The sequence below is a fragment of the Novosphingobium sp. P6W genome, assembly GCF_000876675.2.
In the GTDB taxonomy this organism is placed as follows: Bacteria; Pseudomonadota; Alphaproteobacteria; order Sphingomonadales; family Sphingomonadaceae; genus Novosphingobium.
Genome location: NZ_CP030352.1, coordinates 165,552 through 189,069, shown reverse-complemented (window position 1 = coordinate 189,069; position 23,518 = coordinate 165,552). Strand labels below are relative to the sequence as shown.

Sequence of the window (23,518 nt, the reverse complement as noted above, 5' to 3'; positions counted from 1 at the left end):
TGTTTCCTCAGCTCTTGCCGCCCGGAAACAGTGCCAGCAGCGATCCCAGACGGTCGTGAATCTCGCGCCCCTGCGCCGCATCGCTGTGGCCGATGCGCACTATGGTCAGCAACTGGTCGGGTGAGCCGATCACGTATTGGCCATATTCGCCCACACATCCGAACACGTTCTTGGGCGCCGTGCCGGGATAGAGCTTCGGCCCCTCCCCTGCCGCCGCGCGGTTGAGCCATACGCCCGCGCCGTAGCCCGGTTCGCGCGGTGACGGCTCCAGCATGAACTGTATCCAGCGGCGCGGCAGGATCTGCGCGCCGCCTACCGAGCCGGCATGGCGCAGGAACTCTCCCAGCTTCGCCCAGTCGCGCGCGGAAGAGGCGATCATGCCCGAGCCGATCATCGTCCCTGCCCGGTCATAGCCCACGATGGTCGAGCCCATGCCGATCGGCAGGAGCACCCGGTTCTTGAGGTAATCGCTCACCGCCTGACGCCGCCGCCCCGGATCGTGATCGGGCGAGAGCACCCGTGCTGCAAGGTCGGACAGAATCACCGCGCTGGCCGAGGAATGCTCAAACAGCTTGCCGGCCGGAGCCTCCAGCGGCTGCGCCTCGGCGTAAGAAGCCATATCGTCACGCCCGTCGAGGAACAGCATCCGCATCCGGTCCGATTCGCGTTCCAGCATGCCGGTGCCGGCAACCGCCGATTCGTCATGGCGCAGGCCCGAGCGCATCTGGAGCAACTGCTTGAGCGTCACCGCGCCGCGCGGGTCGCCCGGGCGCTGCCATTCGGGCACCGGGGCCGATTCGTTCAGGCGCAACCGGCCGTCGCTGACCAGCTGGCCAATCATCAGCGCGGTGACGCACTGGCCCACGCCCCAGCCGGGCAGGCGGGTCTCGGGCTTGATGTCCTCACCGTAGCGTTCGGCGATCACGGTGCCGCGCTTCATGACGACCAGAGCGTCGGTGCGGCCTACCGTCTCGTCGTCGAAAATCGTGTCGATCGCGCGGCCCAGCGCCTCGCGCGGGGCGCCGCCGTCATCACTGATGGCAGCCTGTGACCTGGCGCTTGGCGGGGGCGGGCCATCGGGCGCGGACTGTCCACAGCCTGCCAGCAGGGCAAGGGCTGGCAGCGCGCGTAGGGCGAGGATAAGGGGGAGGCGGCGCACCGGCATGACGCGCGGTGTGATGTGCGAGGCGCTGAAGAATGGCAACAGGCGGGAAATCCGCAGCGGGGGACAAGGTCGGCACCGCCGACCCCTGGGCCTCCCATCCGATCAGGCAGCCTTCGCGCTGGCGCCGCAACCTGATCCTGCTGGTGATACTGGTTCTGGCCGGTTGGCTGACCTGGGCGTGGCAGGGCCTGCGCGAAGAAGCCCTGGTCGGCGCGGCTTACGGTGCACGGGTGGGCTGTGTGTGCCGCTACGTCTCGAAGCGCCCGCTGGCCGCCTGCGAGGGCGACCTCAAGGTGGCGGGCCTGGGCGGCATCGCGCGCCGGGTTTCGCTTTCGGAAGATGCGGGGAAGCAGGCGATCACCGGTTCAGTGCCGCTGCTCGCCAGCCAGAGCGCCGATTTCCACGAGACTCGCGGATGCCAGTTGGAGCCTTGGCAGGACTGAGCGCTGCCCCCAACTCCGTCATTCCAAGCCCAGCGTCAGGCGGCCTCGACTGCGGAAACGGCGCTTTCGGTCGAATCGATCCAGCCGCCGCCGACCACCCGGTCACCGGCGTAGATCACCGCCGCCTGTCCGGGCGCGACACCGTATTCCGGGTTCTCGAAGCGAATCGTAACTTCGCCGCCCTCTCCCAGCGGACCTTCCAGCGTGATCGGCACGGGCTTTGCCAGCGAACGGACCTTGGCGGTCAGTGGTCCGTGGGGGAGCGGGCCGATTCGGTTGGTTTCCACCACCCGCGCCGAAGCGGTGGCGAGCAGGCGGCGCGGGCCGACTCGCACGCGGCGCGTTTCCGCCTCGATGCCGGTGACGTAGAGCGGCTCTGGCTGGCCGCCGATCTCCAGGCCGCGCCGCTGGCCGACGGTGTAGTGGATCACGCCGCGATGACTGCCCAGCACTGCGCCGGTCTCGGCATGGACGATCTCGCCCGGCGCTTCGCCTTCGGGGCGCACGGCGCGCACGATCTTGGCGTAATCGCCGTCGGGCACGAAGCAGATGTCCTGGCTGTCGGGCTTGGCGGCGTTCCTGAGGCCCGCCGCCTCGGCGATCCGGCGTGTTTCGCTCTTGGGCAGGCCGCCCAGCGGAAAGCGCAGGAAATCGAGCTGCGCCTCGGTGGTGCCGTAAAGGAAATAGCTCTGGTCGCGCGCGGGATCGAAAGCGCGGTGCAGTTCGGCCCCGGCCGGACCCATCTCGCGGCGGACATAGTGGCCCGTGGCCAGGCAATCCGCGCCCAGTTCGCGCGCCATCGCCAGCAGGTCGGTGAATTTCGGCCCCATGTTGCAGCGGATGCACGGGATCGGGGTGCGGCCATTGAGGTAATCGTCGGCGAAACGCTCGACCACTTCCTCGCGAAAGGCGCTTTCGTGGTCGAAAACGTAGTGGGCGATGCCGAGGCGATCGGCCACGGCGCGCGCGTCGCGGATATCGTCGCCGGCGCAGCAGGCGCCCTTGCGGCCCGTCGCCGCGCCGTAGTCGTACAGCTGGAGCGTGACGCCGATAACCTCGGCCCCGCTGGCAGCGGCAAGCGCGGCGACCACCGAACTGTCGACGCCGCCGGACATGGCGACAACGATCTTGCGCTGCGCAAGCGGGCCGGAAAGCTGGAACAGTTCAGCGGCATCAAGGCCGGAAAGAAGCTCGGGAAGCACAGTCATCACCCGCGCCCCTTACAGGCAAATGCGCCGATTTCCTACCTGCGCCGTGACAGCACCGGATTCCCGCCAGCCGGGCCGCCCACCAGGGCAATGGTGAACAGAGGGTAAAGGGCGCCTTTACGATCCCTTGACCAAGCATGGTCTATAGCCGGCACTATGAACATCGCACGTAACCACTTAGCCCCGGACACAGGGGATGCGCAGGGTCGCGCTGGTGACGAGTTCGTCGATCTCCAGTTTCCCGCCGATCTCACGCACATAGACTGGCAGGCACTGCGTTCGCGCCTCTTCGCATCGCGGGACACGCTTGCCGTCATGACAGCGGATTCCGCTGCGTCACGGCTGCATCTGCGGGGCAGCTTCGACGGCTATGCCGCCACCAGGCTGACGACCTTCCAGGCATCGTTAAAGCCGGTTAACCTTGATGATTCAAGCAATGGCAAGCCCGTAGCTGCCACTAACAGCACTGCCGCCGACGTGAACGGTAACGGCGAGCGAGGGTGATATGATCGAGAACCAGAAAATCCGTCCGGCCCAGGTAATCGGCCCCCTCGGCGAGCCGCTGACCGTCGATTCCCTTCCGCCTGCAAACACCACGCGCTGGGTCGTTCGCCGCAAGGCGGAAGTCGTGGCGGCCGTCAACGGCGGCCTGCTGTCGATCGACGACGTGTGCGAACGCTATCACCTCACGCTTGAAGAGTTCGCCTCGTGGCAACGCGCAGTCGATCGTTCGGGCATGCAGGGCCTTCGTGTGACCCGAATCCAACACTATCGCGATCTTTACGAGCGCCAGCAGAAGTACTGACCGCGTCCGGCAAGTCCGGCGACAATCAAAAGGCGACCGCGAACATGGCTTCACGGTCGCCTTTTTACGTTTTTACGCAATAATATAACAACCTTCCCCAAAGTTGACGGCATGAAGTCGTTTGTCGATGCAGGTCGACCGCGAACCGACTGAAGATTGCCTCGCTGTTTGCGCAGGTATATGAAACAAGCGGATTTGAGCCACGACGGCGGCCTGCCCCTTGATGGGCCGGAAAGCCGCGTGGCGGGGGAAAGCACGCCGCCCAGGACGCGCGTGTGGTGCTTGCGGTGACCAGATGAACTACGACAGCAGGATTGAGCCCGGCCAGATGACCGCCGGGGAACACGAAGCCTATGACGCGGGCCATAGCCCACTGATCGGCGACACCGAACAGGATCGCCGCTCGCGCCGCTGGATCTGGCTGGTGGCGATCGTCGTGGCCATGCTTGTCGTGGGCATCTGGTTCGTTGTCCATGAAGGCGACAAGGGCGCGGACGAAGCCGGCAAGGATGCCGCGCAGGTTCCCGTGGTCACGGTCGTTGTGCCCGGCCGCTCGACCGTCGCCGGAGAGATCAGCGCCACAGGCTCACTGGGTGCGCGCCGGACAATGCCGGTCGGCTCGGTCGGCGAAGGCGGCGAAGTGCGCGAAATCCGCGTCGAAGCCGGCGACTGGGTCAAGCAGGGCCAGGTCCTTGCCGTGATCGATCGCTCGGTGCAGTCGCAGGCGGCAGCCAGCCAGTCCGCCCAGATCCAGGTCGCCGCAGCCGATGCCCGCATCGCCCAGTCCAACCTCGATCGCGGCCTCAAGCTCGTCGATCGCGGATTCATTTCCAAGGCCGATATCGACCAGCTGACCGCCACGCGCGATGCCGCCGCGGCGCGGGTCGGCGTCGCGCGTGCCACGCTTGGCCAGCTGCGCGCCCAGAACGCGCGCCTGGACATCGTCGCCCCCGCCGCCGGCCTCGTACTCGAGCGTAACGTCGAGCTGGGCCAGGTTGTCGGCGGCGGCACCGGGGTGCTTTTTCGCCTCGCGAAGGGCGGCGAAATGGAACTGTTGGCCAATCTTTCCGAAGCCGATCTTTCTGCGCTTTCGGTAGGGGTGGAGGCCAAGGTGACGCCGGTAGGCTCGGGCCGTACCTTCACCGGGCAGGTCTGGCAGCTGGCGCCGGTGATCGACACCACCACCCGCCAGGGCACGGCCCGCATCGCCCTTCCCTACGACGCCGCGCTGCGGCCCGGCGGCTTTGCCAGCGCGGTGATCGCAAGCGGCGCGGTAGTGGCTCCGATGCTGCCCGAATCCGCGATCCAGAGCGATGCCAAGGGCTCCTTCGTCTATGTCGTCGACGATGCCGGCAAAGTTCATCGACGCCCGGTCAAGACCGGACTGGTCACTGCCACTGGCATCACCGTCCCGTCCGGGCTGACCGGCACCGAAAAGGTGGTACTGCGCGCCGGCGGGTTCCTCAACGACGGGGACAAGGTCAAGACCCGGCTCGTTTCCGCCACCGGCAAGTAACGGACGGACCCTCAAGCCATGCGTAACATGTCGGCCTGGTCGATCCGCAATCCGATCATTCCCATCGTCTTCTTCATCGGTTTGATGATCGCGGGCATCGTCTCATTCAATCGGATGGACGTGAACAACATGCCGGACGTCGAGTTCCCCGGCGTTCACGTCGCGGTCTCGCAGCCGGGCGCTGCACCGACCGAAATCGAGACGCAGATTACCCAGATCGTCGAGGGCGCGGTGCGCTCCATCCCCGGCGTCGAGGAAATCCAGTCGACCGCGTCCGAAGGACGCTCGACCACCATCGTGTTCTTCTCGGTCGGCACCAATGCCGACGTCGCGACCCAGCAGGTCAAGAACGCGGTCGACCAGGTGCGCGGCGAACTGCCCGACGGCATCCTGGAACCCCAGGTTTCCAAGATCGAGGCCGGCGGCGGCGGCAGCCTCGCCTACTTCGCGGTCGCGGCCGACGACATGACGATCGAACAGCTCAGCTGGTTCGTCGACGACACCATTTCCAAGTCGCTGCTTTCGGTGCCGGGCATGGCCACGGTGAGCCGGGACGGCGGCGTCAACCGCGAGATCCGCGTCGTGGTCGACCCAGCCCGGATGATCTCGCTGGGCGTGAGCGCGAACGACCTCAACAACGTGCTGCGCCAGGTCAACGTCGACGCGGCGGGCGGCCAGGCGGAAATCGCCGGATCGCGCCAGTCGGTCCGCGTGCTGGGCAATGCGCAGGATGCCTATGCCCTGTCGCAGACCCGCATCAACCTGGGCGGTGGCCGCCAGATCAAGCTGGCCGACATCGCCAGCGTCTCTGACGGCTACTCCGACCGTACCGATGTCGCCCGCGTGGGCGGCCGCGAAGTGGTGACTTTCGGCTTCGAACGCGCGCGCGGCGCTTCCGACGTCGCTGTCTACGACGAGGCCGAGAAGAAGCTCGACGTAATCCGCAAGGCCCACCCCGATATTCACATCACCCGGCTGTTCAGCCAGGTGACCTATACGCGCGGGCAGTACACCAGCTCGATGGAGGCCCTGGTCGAAGGCGCAGTGCTGGCGATCGTGATCGTCTACCTGTTCCTGCGCGACTGGCGCGCGACGATGATCTCGGCGCTGGCCATTCCGCTTTCGGCGATCCCGACGTTCTGGTTCATGGACATGCTCGGCTTTTCGCTGAACTTCCTTTCGCTGCTGGCCCTCAGCCTTGTCGCGGGGGTGCTGGTCGACGATGCCATCGTCGAAATCGAGAACATCGTGCGCCATATGCGCATGGGCAAATCCGCCTATCAGGCCTCGATCGACGCCGCCGACGAGATCGGCCTCGCGGTCGTCGCGACGACGTTCTCGATCGTCGCGGTGTTCTTGCCGGTGGGCCTGATGCCGGGCATTCCCGGGCAGTTCTTCAAGGCTTTCGGCCTCACCGTCGTCGCGGCGGTGCTGATGAGCCTTGCGGTTGCGCGCATCATCACCCCGATGGTCGCGGCCTATTTCCTCAAGTCGCACGGCCACGCTGAACATGGCGGCGGCAAGGCGATGGACTACTACATGAAAGTCCTCGCCTGGACGCTCGACAGCCGCGAAGCGCACCGCCGCAAGGCAGCACTGGTGCCGCAGCCGCGTACCTGGTGGTATGTGCTCATAGCGACGCTGGCCTTCGTCCTCCTCATCGGGGCGGGGCTCGGCCTTGCCGCGCTGCTGTTCTCGGCGCTGCAAGGGGGCCTTACCAAGATCGGCCTCGGCAAGGCTGCCTTCGTACTGGCCGCCGTCCTCGCCCCGCTCGGCATTCCCGCCGCAATCTGGGCGCTGGGCTGGCTGCTGCGTGCGATTGCCGGCGCCCTGGGCGCGCTGGGCCGCTGGTATCGGTATTTCACCGACCGCGTGATCGCGCGCATGCACGACCACCGATTCTATGCCTTCTGCGCCAGTATTTATGCGCTGGTCGTCACCTTCGCACTGCTCGCCGGCCTGCCCCAGCAGTTCCAGCCGAACACCAATGACGACACCAGCCAGGTCAAGATCGAGATGGTGCCCGGCACCACCCTCGAACAGAGCGAGGAAGTCGCCGGCCGCGTCACGAAGCTGCTTGAAAAGCAGCCCGAGGTTGAGCGCGTGCTCGAATTCTCCGGCGAAGGCTCGGCGAACCTGCACATCGCGCTCAAGCCTGCCAATGAGCGTAAAGCCACCAGCATCGAGTTCGAGCGCCGCCTTGCCCCCACACTTCAGGGCATTGCCGATGCGCGCGTCACTTTCGCAACCCAGTCCGGCGGCTTCGGTAGCGGGCGCGACATTTCGGTCATGCTTTCGGGCAGCGATTCGGAACTGCTCAACAAGACGGCGCAGACGCTGGTCGAGCAGATGCGCGCAATTCCCGGCATCGTCGCCCCGCGCATTGCCGCCGACCTGCAGCGCCCCGAACTGGTGATCGTCCCCCGCCTCGACCTGGCTGCGCAGCTTGGCGTGACCACCGGTGCGCTGAGCCAGACGATCCGCATCGCCACCATGGGCGAGATCGACCAGAACACCGCCAAGTTCTCGCTCTCGGATCGCCAGATTCCGATCCGGGTGATCCTCGACCGTACCTCGCGCCGCGAATTCTCGACGATCGAAAACCTGCCCGTCGCCACCGCCAGCGGCGGCTCGGTGCCGCTCAGCCGCGTCGCCGAAATCCGCTTCGGTGCCGGTCCCACGCAAATCCAGCGCTACAACCAGTCGCGCCGCATCTTCGTGGGCGCAGATCTTGGCCAGGGACAGATCAAGGGCCCGGCAATGGCCGCGATCCAGCAGCTGCCGATCATGAAGAACCTCCCCGCCGGCGTTTCCAACGCCCCCGTGGGCGAGGACAAGTGGCAGGCCGAGATGATCAGCAACTTCATCATCGCGGTGGTCAGCGGCATTTTCCTGGTCTTCGCGGTGCTGGTGCTGCTCTACAAGCGCTTCGTCTCGCCACTGGTAAACATGGCCTCGCTGCTGCTCGCACCGCTGGGAGGCATGCTGGCGCTGACCGCATGGGGTCAACCGATCTCGATGCCGGTCTACATCGGCATCCTGATGCTGCTGGGCATCGTCGCCAAGAACTCCATCCTGCTGATCGACTTCGCGATCGAGGAGATGGCCAAGGGCGTCGACAAGCTGACCGCGATCATGGACGCAGGCCACAAGCGCGCCCAGCCGATCGTCATGACCACCGTGGCAATGACCGCCGGCATGATACCCACCGCCCTCTCCCTCTCGGGCGACGGGGCGTTCCGTGCGCCGATGGGCGTCACCGTGATCGGGGGCCTGGTGCTCTCCACCCTGTTGACCCTTGTCATCGTACCGGCAGCCTTCAGCCTCGCCGATGGTTTCGAAAAGAGGGTCGGACCGAAACTGCGTAAGTCGCTGCTGACATACGACCCCAGCGAGCATGGCCCGAAAGGCTCCGCGCAGGCCCATACCGGGGGCGTTCACCAACCGCACCCGGCCGAATAGGAAGAACGCACATTGCCGCCAGCCGGGCGTAGTTCAGCAAGCCTCGCATTGAAGGGCATCCCGCAGGACCGGGCGCAGCGCATGCGCCTGTTCGCCACCGGCCTGCTGCTGATGATGGCGATCGCCTTCATCGTGCTGCGGCGTTTTGGCGGCGAACACCCCGCCTGGGGTTATGCCATCGCCTTCACCGAAGCGGCGATGGTGGGCGGTCTGGCAGACTGGTTCGCGGTTACCGCGCTGTTCCGCCGCCCGCTCGGCCTGCCGATCCCGCACACCGCGATCATTCCCGAGAACAAGAACCGCATCGCCGATTCGATGGCGACGTTCCTGCGCGACAATTTCCTCACCCCTCAGGTCGTCGCCCGGCGGGTGAACGCCTTCAATTTCGCCGGTTCCGCAGGCAGTTTCCTCTCAGACCCCGGCCGGGGCGGCGAATCGCGCCTGCGCGCAGGCGCCGCCAACCTCGTCGCCGACATGCTCGAATCGCTCGACCCCGACCGGCTCGGCAACCAGGTGCGCGCCGGGATGGCCCGCCAGCTTGAGCGGGTGGAGATTGCCCCCCTCCTTGGCCAGATGCTTTCAGCCACCATCGCAGATCGCCGCCACCTGCCCCTGCTGGAAGGCGCGATCCGCTGGGCGGGCGAGGCGTTGGAGGCCAACGAGGAACTGGTACGCACCATGATCCGGGAGCGCGCCCACAGCCTGCTGCGCCTCACCGGCCTCGACAGCCGCATCGCCAATTCCGTGCTGGACGGTCTTTACAAGCTGCTGGCCGAAATGATCGTCCAGCCCGACCACCCGCTCAAGGCGAAGGTCGAGCAGATGCTGCAGGGCCTTGCTCACGACCTGCAACACGATGAGGCCCTGCGCGCCCGCGTCGAGAACGCCAAGCGCGAACTTATCGGCAACCCCGCGGTAAGCCGGTGGTGGCAGGGCGTGTGGGAACGCCTTCGCCACCAGCTCATCGCCGCCGCGCGCGATCCGCACACGGCGCTGGGCGGCCAGCTGACGACGATGCTGGGCGAACTGGGCAACGCCCTGCGCGACGACCCACGCCTGCAGAGCCAGATCAACCGCTTCGCGCGCCGCACACTGGTAGGCGTAACCGCCCGCTACGGCGACGAGATCGTCCGCCTCGTCTCCGAGACCGTGAAGCGGTGGGACGCCCGCACCGTGAGCGACCGCATTGAAGGCGCCGTCGGCCGCGACCTTCAGTTCATCCGTATCAACGGCACTCTTGTCGGCGGGCTGTTCGGGGTCTGCATCCACGCCGTGGACCAATTCCTGTGAGCGAGGGGCCCATGCTGACGACGCGGCGTTTCGAACTATACCGCCCTGCCCCCGGCGACCTCCCCGGCCTGTGCCGACTGATCGCCGACGAGGAAACGCGCCGCTTCCTGGGCCCCGCCGACCCCGCTCCCCAAGCCCAGTTCGAACGCCTGCTACGTAATGCCGGCTCTTGGGCGGTATACGGCTACGGCAGCTTCATGGTGCGCGTCCGGGGCGAGACCGAGATCATCGCGAGCGCCGGGATCTTCCATTCATACCGGGGCTATGGAGAAGCGCTCGGCTTGGACGACATGCCCGAAGCAGGCTGGATCGTCCGCGCCGACCACTGCGGACAGGGCATCGCCAGCGAGGTCATGGACGCCGTGCTCGCGTGGTTCGACGAGGCGCACGGCCCCCGCCGCATCGCCTGCATGATCGAGGAGGGCAATGACGCATCGCAGCGGCTCGCGGCCCGTCTCGGCTTCGCGCACTATGCCGATCACGAGGTCGCCGATGGCCCCGTACCTGCGGTCCTGGGGTTGTATGAACGTCTGAAGCCCTGACGCGGGCCCAATCAACCTGACGCGGGCCCAGCCGATCAGCTTATCTTGTACAGGATCGTCGTCGTATAATAGGAATCGATCGGCTGCCCGCTCTCGTCGAGCGCAGGCTGGAAGCGCGCCTCCTTGAGAACGATACCGCAGGCGCGAACCTTGAAATCCGTGTTGGCGAAAGCCTGCGCGGTATCGCAGCGCGTCGCCGCGCCGGTCTTGTCGACCACGATCTGCATGTTCACGCGTGCTTCCTTGCGCTTCAACATGAGTTCGGCGGGATATATCCGCTGGATGTGCTCAATCCAGGAAAAATCCCCCAACCTTACCCGGCGGCTCAGCTTGGACTGGGCCACCGGATCAAGGCCCCAACGCGTGACCAACCCATCGGTGCACTGACGTACAGTCGCCAGCGCCTTCGCCATGGGGCCGGTCTTGAGGATGAAACGCTGGCCGTTAGTGGCGATCGAGATGGTGTCGATCTGAGCCTCGACAGCCGGATCAATCGCTACCGGCCGAATGTCGTCCTCCTCTTCCAGTTCCGTTTTCTCCTGCGGGGGTGCCGTCATTGAAAGCGTGTTGGAGAAGATCACGGCTGCACCGTAGTCGTCGTTCTTGCCCATCTGGTAGGAACGGACCGGCAGCGGTTCTCCCCCTCCGTAAGCGATAGTGAACTTGTGCGCGGTCTGCAGAATTCTGGTCGGCGCGCCTGACAGCGTGATTTCGAAATGATAGCCCGGGCCATAGGTCCGCATGCCCAGCAGCACAGGCTTGTCATCGGTGCCGAATTTGCGCGCCAGCAGGCAGCTTTTATCGGCCGCGTCGAGAAGCCAGTTCGACGCTTTCGGCAGGGTCGTTTCCTTGGTCTTTGCATGGACGGGCAAGGCCGCAGCCGTCAGTCCGCCAAGAACAAAAAGTGCGAGAAAATACCGATGGATCACGTCTGACCTGCCCCTTCACTTCGGCGCGCCCGTAAACGCCGTGCATACGAAATAACCCCCGGACTCGCATCCGGGGGTTAAATCTTTGTGACGGCAAGGAAAGCTCAAAGCTTGCCGGTAAGCTCCGGCACCGCGTTGAACAGGTCCGCGACCAGGCCGATATCGGCGACCTGGAAGATCGGGGCGTCCTCGTCCTTGTTGATGGCGATGATGGTCTTGGAGTCCTTCATGCCGGCAAGGTGCTGGATCGCGCCCGAGATGCCGACCGCGATGTAGACTTCCGGTGCGACGATCTTGCCGGTCTGGCCGACCTGATAATCATTCGGCACATAACCCGCATCGACCGCAGCGCGCGATGCGCCAACGCCCGCGCCCAGCTTGTCCGCCAGCGGCAGGATGATCGATTCGAAAGTCTCCGAATCCTTGAGCGCGCGGCCGCCGGAGACGATGATCTTGGCGCTGGTCAGCTCGGGACGCTCGGACTTGGCAAGTTCCGCACCCACGAAGCTGGACAGGCCAGCGTCACCGGCACCCGAGACGTCTTCGACCGTACCCGAACCGCCCGTGGCCTCAGCCTTGGCAAAGGCGGTGCCGCGCACGGTAATGACCAGCTTGGCATCGCTCGATTCGACGGTGGCGATGGCGTTGCCGGCATAGATCGGACGCGTGAAGGTCTTCTCGCCCTCGACCGAGAGGATGTCCGATATCTGCATCACGTCGAGCAGCGCGGCGACACGCGGCGCGATGTTCTTGCCGGTGGTGGTGGCGGGCACCACGAAAGCATCGTGATGACCCATCAACTCGGCGACGAGCGGGGCGACGTTTTCCGCCAGGCCATGCTCGTAAGCGGCGTCGTCGGCGAGGTGGACCTTGCCCACGCCCGCGATCTGCGCAGCGGCATCGGCCACGGCGCGGCAACCTGACCCTGCAACCAGCAGGTGCACTTCACCCAGCTGTGCAGCGGCGGTGACGACGGCGAGGGTGGCGTCCTTGACGACAGCGTTGTCGTGCTCAACCCAAACAAGAGTCTTCATTTCAGGCTACTCCCATTTCCTTGAGCTTCGCGACGAGGGCGTCGACGTCAGCGATCTTGATACCGGCCGAACGCACCGGCGGCTCGGAGACCTTGAGGGTCTTGAGGCGCGGCGTGATGTCGACACCGTAGTCGGCGGGGCTCTTCGTATCGAGCTGCTTCTTCTTTGCCTTCATGATGTTGGGCAGCGAAGCGTAGCGCGGCTCGTTCAGGCGAAGGTCGGTGGTGACGATGGCGGGAAGCGAGAGCTTCACCGTTTCGAGACCGCCGTCGACTTCGCGGGTGACGGCAACCTGCTCGCCGTCGATCTCGATCTTGTTGGCGAAGGTGCCCTGAGGGCGGCCCAGCAGCGCGGCGAGCATCTGGCCGGTCTGGTTCGAATCGTCGTCGATCGCCTGCTTGCCCAGGATCACCAGGCCGGGGTTCTCTTCACCCACGATGGCCTTGAGAATCTTGGCGACGGCCAGCGGCTCGACCTCTGCGTCGGTCTCGACGAGGATCGCCCGGTCGGCGCCCATAGCAAGCGCGGTACGCAGGGTTTCGGCAGCCTTGGCCGGCCCGACCGAGACCGCGATGATCTCTTCGGCCTTGCCCGCTTCCTTGATGCGGATGGCTTCTTCCACCGCGATCTCGTCGAACGGGTTCATGCTCATTTTGACGTTGGCAAGGTCAACACCCGTGCCGTCGGCCTTGACCCGCGGCTTCACGTTATAGTCGATGACCCGCTTTACGGGCACGATGATCTTCATGCGATCTGTCCTCTCACTGCTGGGACGGCAAAATTTAACCGCGCGATTAAACTGGTGCGGGAGCTATCGCGTTCCTAATCCACCGCGTCAAGCCCCACAAAGCGCTAAGAGCTTGGGCGGTACATAGCTGAGCTACATATGCAAAACGGCGGGGGTCGCGAAACCCCCGCCGTCTCAATATTCGTCATGTGATCGCGAGCACGACGTTTCGTCGTGCGCGCGAACGCGGCCAGTTCAGGCCACGTTCTTCACTTCGGCAACGATCTTGCGGGCAGCGTCGCCCAGATCGTTGGCAGCGACGATCGGCAGGCCCGAGCCGGCCAGGATGTCCTTGCCCTGCTGGACATTGGTGCCTTCGAGGCGAACCACCAGCGGAACCTGCAGGTTCACTTCCTTCGCCGCGGCAACGATGCCCTCGGCGATGACGTCGCACTTCATGATGCCGCCGAAGATGTTCACGAGGATGCCCTTGACTGCGGGATCCGCGAGAATGATCTTGAACGCCGCAGTCACCTTCTCCTTGTTGGCGCCGCCGCCAACGTCGAGGAAGTTGGCCGGGAACATGCCGTTCAGCTTGATGATGTCCATCGTCGCCATGGCAAGGCCGGCACCGTTGACCATGCAGCCGATGTCGCCATCGAGCTTGATGTAGGCCAGGTCGTACTTCGAGGCTTCGACTTCAGCGGGATCTTCTTCGGTTTCGTCGCGCAGGGCCAGCACGTCGGGGTGACGATACAGGGCGTTCGAATCGAAGCTCATCTTGGTGTCGAGGACCAGCAGGTTGCCGTCCTTGGTTTCCACCAGCGGGTTGATTTCCAGCATGTCGCAATCGAGGGCGACGAACGCCTCGTAAAGCTGCTTGGCGATCTTCTGCGCCTGCTTTGCGAGATCACCCGACAGCTTGAGCGCGAAAGCGACGGCGCGGCCATGGTGAGCCTGGAAGCCGGTCGCGGTGTCGACGGTGATGGTGCTGATGCGCTCGGGGGTCGAGTGGGCGACCTCTTCGATGTCCATGCCGCCTTCGGTCGACACGATCATGGCGACGCGGCTGGTCGAACGGTCCACGACCATCGAGAGGTAGTATTCCTTCTCGATGTCGACGCCGTCGGTCACGTACAGGCGGTTCACCTGCTTGCCGGCATCACCCGTCTGGATGGTGACGAGGGTGTTGCCGAGCATTTCCTTGGCAAATGCCTCGACTTCGTCGATCGACTTGGCGAGACGCACGCCGCCCTTGGCGTCAGCGGGAAGTTCCGTGAACTTGCCCTTGCCGCGTCCGCCGGCGTGGATCTGCGCCTTCACGACGTAGAGCGGCCCGGGGAGCTGCTTGGCGGCGGCAACCGCTTCCTCTACGGTCAGCGCGGCGATGCCGGCGGGGATACCCACGCCATACTTCGACAGCAGTTCCTTGGCCTGATATTCGTGAATGTTCATCGCTCAAATCGCTTTCTGCTGGAGGTTCCTTGGGAAGGCGCCGTAGCCATAGTTATGCCCCGCCGCATAAGCACATCCCCGCTGGCTTGAAAAGTCCCGTAGCCTGCGCAAATTCATAGGTGAGAACGATTTGTTCGAACCTAATTGATAAGAATACGCAATAGCAATGCCAGAACGAATGCAGCAACGAAAGTCGGCACATGATTGACCGGGAGAGACTGGAAGCCATCGTTCGAGAGGCCGGGCGCATCGCGCTGGCAGGCTGGCCGGGTGATGGCCATAGCCTCGAATCGTGGGAAAAGACCCCCGGCAGTCCGGTGTGCACTGCCGATCTGGAGGTCGACGGCTTTCTCAAGGCCGAACTTCACAAGTTGTTGCCTGCGGCAGGATGGCTTTCCGAAGAGACGACCGACAGCCTCGATCGCCAGAACCACGAACTGGTCTGGCTGGTCGACCCGATCGACGGGACTCGCGACTTCATCCGAGGCCGCACGGGCTGGGCGATCTCGGTGGCGCTGGTGAACATGCGGCGCCCGCTGCTGGGCTACCTCTATGCTCCGGTGCGGCGGCGCGGGGATGGCGGCGAGTATTGGTTCGCGGAGGCGGGCAAGGGCGCCTGGCGCAACGGCGAGCGGCTCGTCGCCAGCCGCCGCGATTCGCTGGCCGGCTCACGCGTACCCGCGCAGAAGCTGGCGGCCGAAGATGCCGACCTCACCCTGGTGGACCAGCCCAATTCGATTGCGCTGCGCATGGCGATGATCGCGGCCAACGAGGCAGACCTGCTCGTCACGCTGCGCTGGGGGTATGAATGGGACATCGCCGCCGCCGGCCTGATTGCGCGCGAAGCCGGGGCGGTAGTGACCGATGCGTTCGGCCAGCCGCTCAACTACAACAAGCACGACCCGCGCGCCTTTGGGGTGATGGTCGCCTCAACCGGCATTCATGAAGCGGCGGTGGAACGTCTGGCGGAACGAGCGGTGCGCTACTCCGCCTAGGACTTCATTCGGAAATGGCCTCGCTGGCTTCTTCAGATTCATCCCCCTCACCCTTCCACGCCGGGTCCTTGTTAATCCGGTCGAGCATCTTGCGCGCGAAGTCGCTCATGCCGCCGCCGTGCGGGTTGTAGGCCACGGGCAACAGCACGGTGCGCGCATCGTCCCGCCGACCGAGCCCGACCAGTGCATGACCCAGGGTCATCCGCAGGCCGAGATCGAAAGGGGCCAATTGCATGGCCCGAATCAATCCGTCGAGTGCCAGCGCCGGCGGCTTCTCGCCTTGCTCGACAAAGCTGCGATAGAAGTACACCAACGGAAGCGGATGGTCGTTCTCGATCCGGTTGAGGGCGATGAAGGGCGCGCGCGCGGCCTTGTAGGCCGCCGCGGTATCGTCAGCCTCGGGCGCGATGCGGAACAGCGCCAGCCCCTTCTGGACGTAGGCGTTGACCTGTTTGGGATCGAGCGCCAGCGCCGCATCGGCGGCGGCGATGGCCTCCTTGTCGTGGCCAGCATCGTATTCGGTTTCTGCCAGAGCGGACAGAACGGCAGCGTCGCCGGGGTAGCGCAGCGCGACAGTGCGGGCCTCGGCCAGCAGCGTCGGCGCTTCCTCGGGCGATGTGCCGCGCTTCGATCGTATCCGCACCGGCATCATTGCCGCTTCACCCGCCGGCAGAGCACGAAGACTGATCGCGCCGATGGGCACTTTCTCCGCCGTCAGCTTGAGCGCCGACATCTTGTTCTTGCTCAGATACTTGTCGAGATCCTTTTCCAGTACGTCGAAATCGCCGAATGCCTCCAGCGCGGCATCGCGCTGGCCTTTGCCATCTTGCAGCAGCGCGAGGTAGCGCCCCAGTTGGCCGCTGCGTGCGACATCGAACGTCAGGTAGTGATAGAGCAGCCAGCTCTTGCCGTAGAAGGCATCGTAGGCGGTATGCTTGCTTTTGTCGTATTCGGTGGGGTCGAGCAGGTCTGCCGCCTTCACATCCCTGGCAAGGTACAGTTCGCCCGCGCGGTGCTGCGCCGGGCGGCCCAGCCACACCCCGCCATCGGCCTCGAACTTGGCCGAGGCGAAGAATTCGGCGGCGCCTTCGCTGAACCAGCGCGGCATCGGCATCGAATTCGACGAAATCAGGAAATGGTGGGCATATTCGTGCAGCAACACCACCATCGACATCGTGATCGCGCCATTGCCGGAATCGACGGTCGGCACGATCGCCAACGATCCGCCAGCGCGCGGTACGTAGAAGCCGCCGAGGAACTTGTTGTCGCCGCCGTGCAGTGCCTGCACCTCGCGCTTGTTACGCACCACATAGACGGTGACCCGGCTCGAAGGGCTGGGCACCGGCGCCTTCGAGGCCAGCAGCAGCGCCATGCCCGCGTGGTACCGTTCGAGCTGCTGCGAGAACCGGGTGATGTCACGCTCGTTATCGTCGGCATAGATGACGAAGTGTTCGCTCGACGCTTCGAGCCATGCGGCATGGGCAAGGCCCGGCCACAGAAATACGGACAGCACCGCCGCCACCATCTTGAATCGCATCAGGTCCCCCGAACCCCGTTCGCCCGTCAGGCTACGCAGTCGGCATGACAATTCAAAGCGTTATTGCCTCTATACTCGATGAAAAAAGGGCCAGCGCTTCGCAGCACCGGCCCCTTCCCTGATGTGCGTATTCCTTGCGGAAAACGATATTACTTGGCGCCGGAAGCGTCGTCCGTCGTCACCGGTGTGATCTTGATCTCGACACGGCGGTTGAGCGCGCGGCCTTCGGCCGTTGTATTGTCGGACACCGGATAATTCATGCCCATACCCTGCGTCTGGATGCGCGAGGAGGAAACCCCGCGGCTGATTAGATAGCGGCCCACCGAATCGGCGCGGCGCTTGGACAAGTCCATGTTGTGCGCAGCGGAGCCGGTCGAATCGGTGTGGCCGTACACATCGACGAGGCTGTTGGGATACTGGACCATCGACTGCGCGACCTTGTCCAGCGAAGCCTGGAACGAGGTGCTGATGACCGTCGAATCGACAGCGAAGGTCACGTCGGGCAGGTTCACCAGGATGCCGTCGCCCTGCTGGGTGACGTCGATGCCGGAACCTGCGGTCTGCTCCTTCAGTTCCTTGATCTGCTTGTCCATCTGGTAGCCGACGACACCGCCGGCCACGCCGCCGATGCCCGCACCGACGATACGCGCGGTCTTGCCGCCGATGACGCTGCCCAGCAGATAGCCAAGGCCAGCACCGCCGGCACCGCCGATCGCGGTGCGCGAAACCTTGCGCTCACCAGTGTTGGGATCGGTGACGCAGGCAGAAACCGTAACCAGCGCGAACACTGCCGCTGCCGATGTAATTAGGCGCGAATTCTTCATAGTCTGGCCCTCCTCTATTTGCCCTTGAGACATGCCTTACGGGCATTTGTGTGCGGTAGTGGTCATGAATGGCAAATGGATAATGCCCGCTCAACCCACTTCCTGCGCTTGTGTTCCCGAGGCACGCTACGTTGCAAAGCGTTGCGCCGCATCACGGGCCTTCGCGAATGCCGCAATCTCTGCTAGCGATGGCGCATTGTGACGCCCTTTCCCTGGACTGACCTCCTCATCATCGCCGGCCTGATCCTGATCAATGGCCTGTTCTCGATGTCCGAACTGGCCATCGTTTCCGCGCGCGCAGCGCGTCTCCGGGCCATGGCCGACAAGGGGAGCCGCGCGGCGCAAACCGCGATGGACCTTGCCGCCGACCCGGGCCGCTTTCTGTCCACCGTGCAGATCGGCATCACTCTTATCGGCATCATCGCCGGTGCCTACTCGGGCTCCAGCCTGGGCGGCCCGGTGGGCGAACGGCTGACCGCGATGGGCCTGCCCGTTCGGTTCGCCGGAGAGGCCGGTTTCGCGCTGGTCATCATCGCCACGACATATGCCAGCGTCGTGGTGGGCGAACTGGTGCCCAAGCAACTGGCCCTGCGCATGGCGGAACCGGTGGCGCTGATCATGGCGCGGCCGATGAGCCTGCTGGCCACGATCATGGGCCCGTTTGTCTGGCTGCTGGACCGGTCTTCGGCGGTGATCCTGCGCCTCTTTTCGATTCGGCGCGGCGACGGTGAACAGCTCACCGCCGAAGAACTGCACATGATCTTCGCCGAAGCCACCCGCTCCGGCGTAATCGAGGAAGAAGAGCGCGCGATGATGACCGGCGTCATGCGCCTCGCCGAACGACCCGTTCGCGAGTTGATGACCCCGCGCAACCAGATCGACTGGATCGATGTCGATGCCGACGAAGCGCAGCTGCGCGCCCGGATCGATGCCTCGCCGCACTCGCTGCTGCCGGTGGCCGGTGACGGTTCCGCCGACAATGTGATCGGCATCCTCAAGGTGCGCGAAGTGCTGGCCTGCTGGGTTGCCGGCCGCCCGGTCGACGTGCGCGCGATGATGCGCAAGGCCGAGGTCATCCCGGACCAGCTCGACGCCATGGACGCCCTGCGCAAGCTGCAGACCGCCGAAGTGGCGATGGCCGTGGTCCACGACGAATATGGCCATCTGGAAGGCCTCGTCACGCCGTCCGACGTACTGGCGGCGCTGGCGGGCAATTTCGTCGCGCATCAGGACGAGGGCGACGAGCCGATGATCGTCGTGCGCGAAGACGGCTCGCTGCTGGTGTCCGGGGCAATGCCGGCCGACGCACTGGCCGACCGGCTGGCCATCACCCTGCCCGGCGACCGCGAATTCGCGACACTGGCCGGCTATGTGCTGGCCGTGCTGAAAAAGGTCCCGCGCGAGGGGGAACACTTCACCGAGCAGGGTTGGCGCTTCGAGGTCATCGACATGGACGGCCTGAAGATCGACAAGATCCTGGTGAACGCACTGATCGACGAGGACGCCGACGACGGAGTCTCCGGCGACGGCTGAGGTCGGCGGCTGATGTCGACGGCTAACGTCGACGCCGGTATTGCGGGGTCCTGCAGGGCCTTCCCCATTCCGAACGAAAAAGGCCGGACTTTCGCCCGGCCTTTTTTTCTGTTCCGCAAACCCGAAGGTTCAGGTGCCGATGGCGGTCTGCGCATCGCGGCCATCGCCTTCCGGCGCGGCGAGGATTGCGCGGGTCACCTGCCCCTTGGCAACGGCGTAAGTCCCCGGATCGCCTACGGTGGAGCGGATCGCCGGCTCCGACGTGCCGGCCAGCGCCAGCGTCGACTTCTCGATGTCGCTGCGCGCCTGAGGGCCGCCGAACAGCGCATCGAGCGTCTGCTGCTGAAGCGAGTCGTCGGCGGGGCGGGGCTGGCCTTCCTTGGGCGGGCTCAGCGAAAAGTCTGGCGGCACGACCAGCGGAGTCTGGCGCTGCACAGCAAATTCGTCAGGTCCGGCCCGGTTGAACAGGCCGGTGCTGCCGCAAGCCGACAGCAAGACGGCGCCGGTCGCGACAAGGACGAAGGCACCGGTTTTCTTCATGCGCATCAATTCAACTCGCATTCTTTTGAGCCTCGGGGGCGGAATCCGCCTCTGCATCGGGCTTTTCGCGCGAAAGCAGTGATCGGGCAAGGATAATCAGGACGCCGATGGTGATGGCCGCATCGGCGAGATTGAAAATGAGAAACGGACGAAATCCGCCTATGTGCAAGTCAGCATAGTCAATCACATAGCCAACCGCGAAACGGTCGCGGATGTTGCCGGCGGCGCCGCCCAGGACCATGCCCAGCGCAGCAATCTCGGCCAGCTTGCGCTCACGCAGCAGCCAGACGAACACGAAAGCGGCAATCGCCCCGGTCATCGCCACCAGCGCCCAGCGCGCCTCGGGCGAGCCTGCGGTGAACAGGCCCAGCGAGACACCGAAGTTCTGCGTCCAGGTGAAGTTGAAGAACGGCAGCACGTAGACTTGGCCGATTTCCTGCAGACGCAGGCCGTGAACCACCCAGTCCTTGATGCCCACATCGATGGCGAAGACCACCGCCGCGATCAGCAGGCCGATCAGGCGGTTACGCCAGGGGTTAGTTGCAGCGGTCACGCCTGCACCTCCACGGCGCCGACAACGTCGTCGCAGCGGGCGCACAAGTCGCCGTCCTCGGTCACTTCGGGGAGATGGCGCCAGCAGCGGCCGCACTTGTGGTCATGGGAAGGGGTGACGCTCACGCCTTCTGCCTGCCCGCGCGTGACTGTCCCGGTGATGAACAGTTCTGCCAGATCCGCGTCGGGCGCCGATGCCGGCACCGTCACTTCGGCGGCAAGGCTGGAGCCGATGATCTTTTCGCGGCGCAGCGGCTCGATCGCCTCGGTCACGGCCGCGCGCAGGGTGCGAAGCGCCTGCCACTTGTCGAGATCGGCTTCGGCAGCCGGCACTTCAGGCCATTCCAGCAGATGCACGCTCTCGCCCGGATAGCGGCTCTGCCAGGTTTCCTCGGCGGTAAAGACGATCACCGGGGCGGCGTAGCGGATCAGCGCGTGGAACAGCGTGTCCAGCACGGTGCGATAAGCGCGGCGCTTCGGGTCCGTGGGTGCATCGCAGTAGAGGCAATCCTTGCGGATATCGAAGAAGAACGCCGAGAGGTCTTCGTTGCAGAAGTCCAGCAGCGAGCGGACATAAGTGTTGAAGTCGAAGGCATCGACTGCGGTGCGCAAAGTGGCGTCCAGATTGCCCAGCAGCGTCAGTACATAGCGCTCCAGCTCGGGCATTTCGGCCACGGGCAAACGCTCGGATTCGCCAAAACCGTCCAACGCGCCCAGCAGGTAGCGCAAGGTGTTGCGCAGCTTGCGGTACTGGTCGGCCACGCCCTTGAGGATTTCGTCGCCGATGCGGTGGTCTTCGGTGAAGTCCACCGACAGCGCCCAGAGGCGGATGATGTCGGCGCCGTTGGTTTCCATGACCTTGAGCGGGCTGATCGTGTTGCCCAGCGACTTCGACATCTTGAAGCCCTTGGCGTCCATAGTGAAACCGTGGGTCAGGACTGTCTTGTAAGGCGCATGGCCGCGCGTCGCGCACGATTCCAGAAGCGAGGACTGGAACCAGCCGCGATGCTGGTCGGAACCTTCCAGATACAGGTCGGCCTTGGGACCAACATAGCCTTCGGGGCGCAGGAGGTCGGGCCAGCGGCCCGATTCCAGCACGAAGGCATGGGTCGAGCCCGAATCGAACCAAACATCGAGAATGTCGGCGACGCGCTCGTAATTTTCGGCATCGTAGTCAGGGCCAAGCAGGTCCTGCGCGGCCTCGTCCGACCACGCATCGACGCCCTTGGCGAGGATGGCAGCCTTGATGCGTTCGTTCACGGCCTCGTCGACGAGGTATTCGCCGGTCTTGCGGTCCACGAACAGCGTGATCGGCACACCCCATGCGCGCTGGCGAGAGAGCACCCAGTCAGGGCGCCCTTCGACCATCGCGCCGATGCGGTTCCGGCCCTTTTCGGGGACGAAGCGCGTCTGTGCGATGGCGTTCAGGGCGACGTTGCGCAGGGTTGCGGGGGCTTCGACAAGCTCAGCCTGAGCGGGATTGGAAACCGCGCCCTCATCCCGCTCATCCTGAGCTTGTCGAAGGATGGGAGCCAAACCGTCAAGATGCGTCATCGCCTTGTCCATCGGCACGAACCACTGCGGCGTGCAGCGGTAGATCACCTTGGCCTTGGAGCGCCACGAATGCGGGTAGCTATGCTTGTAGTCGGCGGACGCCGCCAGCAGCGCGCCCACTTCGCGCAGGTCGGTGCAAACCGGGCCTTCGGGCGAATTGAACTTGGGATTGATGACAGAGCCTTGGCCCGCCAGCCACAGCCAGTCCTCGCGGTACTTGCCGTCTGCCTCAACCACGAATTTCGGGTTGATGCCATTGGCCTTGCACAGCTCGAAATCTTCCTCGCCGTGGTCCGGAGCCTCGTGGACGAGGCCGGTGCCGCTGTCGATGGTGACGAAGTCTGCCGACAGGAACGGACGCGGCTCGGCAAAGAATCCGCCCAGCGCGTGCATCGGATGCCGCGCGAACGTGCCGGCGAGGTCGGAGCCTTTGAAGGTGCCGAGCGCATATTCGGAGAAGTCCGCATCGCCTTCCACGTTTTCGGCAACGGGACCAAGCCCGGTCCGCGCGAAGAACGCTTCCAGCAGCGGCACCGCCACGATGAAACGCCGCCCGTCGTGGGCGCGGTAATGGTGATACTCGATCTCAGGCCCGTACCCCAGCGCCTGGTTCACCGGGATCGTCCAGGGCGTGGTCGTCCAGATCACCGCGTAGGCGCCGACCAGTTCGGGCACGGCCGATTCGGTGATCTCGAACGCCACATCGATCTGGGTGGAAAGGATGTCCTCGTATTCGACCTCGGCTTCGGCCAACGCGGTCTTTTCCACCGGCGACCACATCACCGGCTTGGCGCCGCGATAGAGCATCTGGTTCTCGGCGAACTTCAGCAGTTCGCCGACGATGGTGGCTTCGGCCTGGAAATCCATCGTCAGGTACGGGTTGTCCCAGTCACCGTTGATGCCCAGCCGCTTGAGCTGCTCGCGCTGCACGTTTACCCAGTTCTGGGCGTAGGCGCGGCATTCGGCGCGGAATTCCTCGGCGGGAACTTCGTCCTTGTTCTTCTTTTTCTTGCGGTATTCCTCCTCGACCTTCCACTCGATGGGCAGGCCGTGGCAGTCCCATCCCGGAACGTAGGGCGCGTCCTTGCCCAGCAACGTCTGCGTGCGCACCACCATGTCCTTGAGGATGTGGTTGAGCGCATGGCCGATGTGCATGTCGCCATTGGCGTAGGGAGGGCCGTCATGGAGGATGAATTTTTCGCGGTCGCTGCGCGCATCGCGGGTCTTGCGGTAAATATCCTCGGCCTGCCAGCGCGACAGAATACCCGGCTCCTTCTGGGGGAGCCCGGCCTTCATGGGGAAATCGGTCTTCGGCAGGAAGACGGTCGATCTATAATCACGCTGTTCGGTCATAACGGCACGCGCACTAGAGCAAATGCGGGTTGGTTGGAAGTGCTGCTTGCCAGC

20 protein-coding genes are annotated in these 23,518 nt (G+C 64.7%); 9 read left to right on the top strand and 11 right to left on the bottom strand.

All coding sequences use genetic code 11. From position 1 onward, the window contains the following. Positions 1-7: 7 nt before the first annotated feature. Entirely contained in the window at positions 8-1,165 is a 1,158-nt protein-coding gene (locus TQ38_RS00965; protein WP_043974105.1) for a serine hydrolase, read from the bottom strand. Positions 1,166-1,197: 32 nt separating this feature from the next. Here TQ38_RS00965 and TQ38_RS00960 point away from each other — a divergent pair, with 32 nt between their 5' ends. After that, positions 1,198-1,608 carry a hypothetical protein gene (locus TQ38_RS00960; protein WP_205316055.1) on the top strand — a complete coding sequence of 137 codons (411 nt, stop codon included), beginning with the start codon at positions 1,198-1,200 and terminating at the stop codon, positions 1,606-1,608. A 35-nt stretch (positions 1,609-1,643) separates the two neighbouring features. On the opposite strand, the gene mnmA is transcribed toward TQ38_RS00960, so the two are convergent. Continuing rightward, positions 1,644-2,816 (bottom strand): tRNA 2-thiouridine(34) synthase MnmA, encoded by a 1,173-nt coding sequence (gene mnmA / locus TQ38_RS00955; protein ID WP_043974108.1) that lies wholly within the window; start codon positions 2,814-2,816, stop codon positions 1,644-1,646. Between the two features lie 156 nt (positions 2,817-2,972). Between mnmA and TQ38_RS00950 the strand changes: the two genes are divergently transcribed. From TQ38_RS00950 to TQ38_RS00925, 6 genes are all read left to right on the top strand, one after another. Then, positions 2,973-3,320 (top strand): hypothetical protein, encoded by a 348-nt coding sequence (locus TQ38_RS00950; protein ID WP_043974110.1) that lies wholly within the window; start codon positions 2,973-2,975, stop codon positions 3,318-3,320. Position 3,321: 1 nt separating this feature from the next. Further along, on the top strand, positions 3,322-3,621 hold the full coding sequence (locus TQ38_RS00945) for a DUF1153 domain-containing protein (protein WP_043974112.1): 300 nt from the start codon (positions 3,322-3,324) through the stop codon (positions 3,619-3,621). A gap of 295 nt (positions 3,622-3,916) precedes the next feature. Beyond that, positions 3,917-5,137, top strand: coding sequence for an efflux RND transporter periplasmic adaptor subunit (locus tag TQ38_RS00940; RefSeq protein WP_043974114.1), 1,221 nt, complete (start codon positions 3,917-3,919; stop codon positions 5,135-5,137). Between the two features lie 18 nt (positions 5,138-5,155). Beyond that, positions 5,156-8,599, top strand: coding sequence for an efflux RND transporter permease subunit (locus tag TQ38_RS00935; RefSeq protein ID WP_043974116.1), 3,444 nt, complete (start codon positions 5,156-5,158; stop codon positions 8,597-8,599). 81 nt (positions 8,600-8,680) lie between these two features. Then, positions 8,681-9,889 (top strand): DUF445 domain-containing protein, encoded by a 1,209-nt coding sequence (locus TQ38_RS00930; protein ID WP_043974566.1) that lies wholly within the window; start codon positions 8,681-8,683, stop codon positions 9,887-9,889. Between the two features lie 11 nt (positions 9,890-9,900). Continuing rightward, positions 9,901-10,431, top strand: coding sequence for a GNAT family N-acetyltransferase (locus TQ38_RS00925; protein ID WP_043974118.1), 531 nt, complete (start codon positions 9,901-9,903; stop codon positions 10,429-10,431). 35 nt (positions 10,432-10,466) lie between these two features. Here the strand turns inward: TQ38_RS00925 and TQ38_RS00920 are convergent, their stop codons facing one another. The 4 genes from TQ38_RS00920 to sucC all read right to left on the bottom strand — a co-directional run bounded on the left by TQ38_RS00920 (position 10,467) and on the right by sucC (position 14,576). Then, entirely contained in the window at positions 10,467-11,360 is an 894-nt protein-coding gene (locus tag TQ38_RS00920) for an energy transducer TonB (protein WP_043974120.1), read from the bottom strand. Positions 11,361-11,464: 104 nt separating this feature from the next. After that, on the bottom strand, positions 11,465-12,394 hold the full coding sequence (locus TQ38_RS00915) for an electron transfer flavoprotein subunit alpha/FixB family protein (protein ID WP_043974122.1): 930 nt from the start codon (positions 12,392-12,394) through the stop codon (positions 11,465-11,467). A 1-nt stretch (position 12,395) separates the two neighbouring features. Then, on the bottom strand, positions 12,396-13,142 hold the full coding sequence (locus TQ38_RS00910) for an electron transfer flavoprotein subunit beta/FixA family protein (RefSeq protein ID WP_043974125.1): 747 nt from the start codon (positions 13,140-13,142) through the stop codon (positions 12,396-12,398). A gap of 234 nt (positions 13,143-13,376) precedes the next feature. Beyond that, positions 13,377-14,576, bottom strand: coding sequence for an ADP-forming succinate--CoA ligase subunit beta (sucC, locus tag TQ38_RS00905; protein ID WP_043974127.1), 1,200 nt, complete (start codon positions 14,574-14,576; stop codon positions 13,377-13,379). Between the two features lie 200 nt (positions 14,577-14,776). On the opposite strand from sucC, the gene TQ38_RS00900 reads away from it, so the two are divergent. Then, positions 14,777-15,571, top strand: a complete 795-nt coding sequence (locus TQ38_RS00900) for a 3'(2'),5'-bisphosphate nucleotidase CysQ (protein ID WP_043974130.1) — start codon at positions 14,777-14,779, stop codon at positions 15,569-15,571. A gap of 4 nt (positions 15,572-15,575) precedes the next feature. Here TQ38_RS00900 and TQ38_RS00895 read toward each other — a convergent pair whose 3' ends face one another. Next, a complete protein-coding gene (locus tag TQ38_RS00895; RefSeq protein WP_043974133.1) occupies positions 15,576-17,108 on the bottom strand; it encodes a DUF1570 domain-containing protein in 1,533 nt (510 codons plus the stop codon). 149 nt (positions 17,109-17,257) lie between these two features. After that, positions 17,258-17,932: an OmpA family protein gene (locus TQ38_RS00890; protein WP_043974136.1), complete on the bottom strand. Its 675-nt coding sequence runs from the start codon at positions 17,930-17,932 to the stop codon at positions 17,258-17,260. Between the two features lie 198 nt (positions 17,933-18,130). On the opposite strand from TQ38_RS00890, the gene TQ38_RS00885 reads away from it, so the two are divergent. After that, a complete protein-coding gene (locus tag TQ38_RS00885; protein ID WP_043974139.1) occupies positions 18,131-19,465 on the top strand; it encodes a hemolysin family protein in 1,335 nt (444 codons plus the stop codon). A 129-nt stretch (positions 19,466-19,594) separates the two neighbouring features. Here TQ38_RS00885 and TQ38_RS00880 read toward each other — a convergent pair whose 3' ends face one another. From TQ38_RS00880 to ileS, 3 genes are read right to left on the bottom strand one after another with little or no spacing between them, the layout of a single operon-like run. Further along, a complete protein-coding gene (locus TQ38_RS00880) occupies positions 19,595-20,011 on the bottom strand; it encodes a DUF3035 domain-containing protein (RefSeq protein ID WP_043974568.1) in 417 nt (138 codons plus the stop codon). A 4-nt stretch (positions 20,012-20,015) separates the two neighbouring features. After that, positions 20,016-20,558: a signal peptidase II gene (gene lspA, locus TQ38_RS00875; protein ID WP_043974142.1), complete on the bottom strand. Its 543-nt coding sequence runs from the start codon at positions 20,556-20,558 to the stop codon at positions 20,016-20,018. After that, positions 20,555-23,464 carry an isoleucine--tRNA ligase gene (ileS, locus tag TQ38_RS00870; protein ID WP_043974145.1) on the bottom strand — a complete coding sequence of 970 codons (2,910 nt, stop codon included), beginning with the start codon at positions 23,462-23,464 and terminating at the stop codon, positions 20,555-20,557. The genes lspA and ileS overlap by 4 nt, the downstream gene beginning before the upstream one ends. Positions 23,465-23,518 lie beyond the last annotated feature (54 nt).